2 protein-coding genes are annotated in these 1,040 nt (G+C 38.3%); one reads left to right on the top strand and one right to left on the bottom strand.

Annotation, left to right across the window (positions count from 1 at the left end; all coding sequences use genetic code 11):
- Positions 1-150 precede the first annotated feature (150 nt).
- Positions 151-780 (bottom strand): helix-turn-helix domain-containing protein, encoded by a 630-nt coding sequence (locus WKT11_RS19780; protein ID WP_015530715.1) that lies wholly within the window; start codon positions 778-780, stop codon positions 151-153.
- Between the two features lie 171 nt (positions 781-951).
- On the opposite strand from WKT11_RS19780, the gene WKT11_RS19775 reads away from it, so the two are divergent.
- Positions 952-1,040, top strand: an 89-nt coding sequence (locus WKT11_RS19775) for an excisionase (protein ID WP_340285787.1), incomplete at its 3' end; no start/stop codon positions are given.

Genomic DNA, 1,040 nt, shown 5'->3' with positions numbered 1-1,040 from the left:
AGTGTCCTACATAGAAGCGGTAGTACCATTTCTTTCCTTTTTTTCTTACAGATCCTTTTGCCATAATCGTATATCTCCTTTCGATATTAGACAATCGGAACTGATGAAATGCTTCGTGCGTGTAAGTATATCATAACTCCGGTTGTCTTACTATACCGATTCGGAATCTTCGTATAAGACTTCTGATAAAAGATTTGCAAGCCTTTGTTCTGCTGTTTTTGGTTTCTTGGAATAGAGCCTTACAACGTCTGCCATCTCATTAAGAGCATTGATGGTAGGAGTGATTTCCCTTAAGAACATAATCTCATTATATTCCTCATTCGATTCAAACCCTATTGTTTTGGCAATATCCGTCTGACCAGCATTCCCCTTGAAATTTTTGCAGGCGAACTGGAAGGAATCCAAAAACAGACCATATTGTTTTAACATCAGCAGTAATAAATCTTTTGAAAAAGCATCTTCTTCTTTGGTAAGGGCAAGCGGTAACTGTTCCAGAATATCTCCCATCGCATCACGAATCTGTAACTCTCTCTTATCCGTAATGTCGGTTTCATATTCATCTGTTTCCCCTTTGAGCCATTCCACAGATACATGGAGTGCTTCCGAAAGACCTTCCAGCACCATTTTTTTCGTATTGTCAATCGAACCATTCTCATAACGCAGGATTGTAGAAGCGGTAACCCCCATCTTTTCTGCGACATAAGGCTGTGTCAGATTCAATTCCAGACGGCGCTGTTTTACTCTGCTGCCTATCAGCTTGCGTAGTTCTTTATCTTTCATGCTGACTGCCTCCTTTTTCGGTATGTATGAATTATAGCATTGTTTTTCAAAAATTGCAATATGCAACATAAAGTTTGTTTTTGATATTTCGTAACGCTTGGCAAAAAGATATAAAAAGGATATACTTACATCACAAGAATTGCATAATGCAATTTATAAGGAGGTGATTATATGACGCAAAGAAAAATTGCATTATCCATCGAAGAAGCTGCTGACTATACGGGAATCGGCAGAAATACCTTAAGACAGCTTGTAGAATA

Origin of the sequence: Blautia sp. HCN-1074, assembly GCF_037890165.1 — a bacterium.
Taxonomy (GTDB): Bacteria; Bacillota; Clostridia; order Lachnospirales; family Lachnospiraceae; genus Blautia_A.
This window is presented reverse-complemented; position numbering and strand designations above follow the sequence as displayed.

Excerpts from the sequence above, each read along its gene's own strand:
- WKT11_RS19780 (WP_015530715.1), bottom strand. The coding sequence starts at position 780 with ATGAAAGATAAAGAACTACGCAAGCTGATAGGCAGCAGAGTAAAACAG.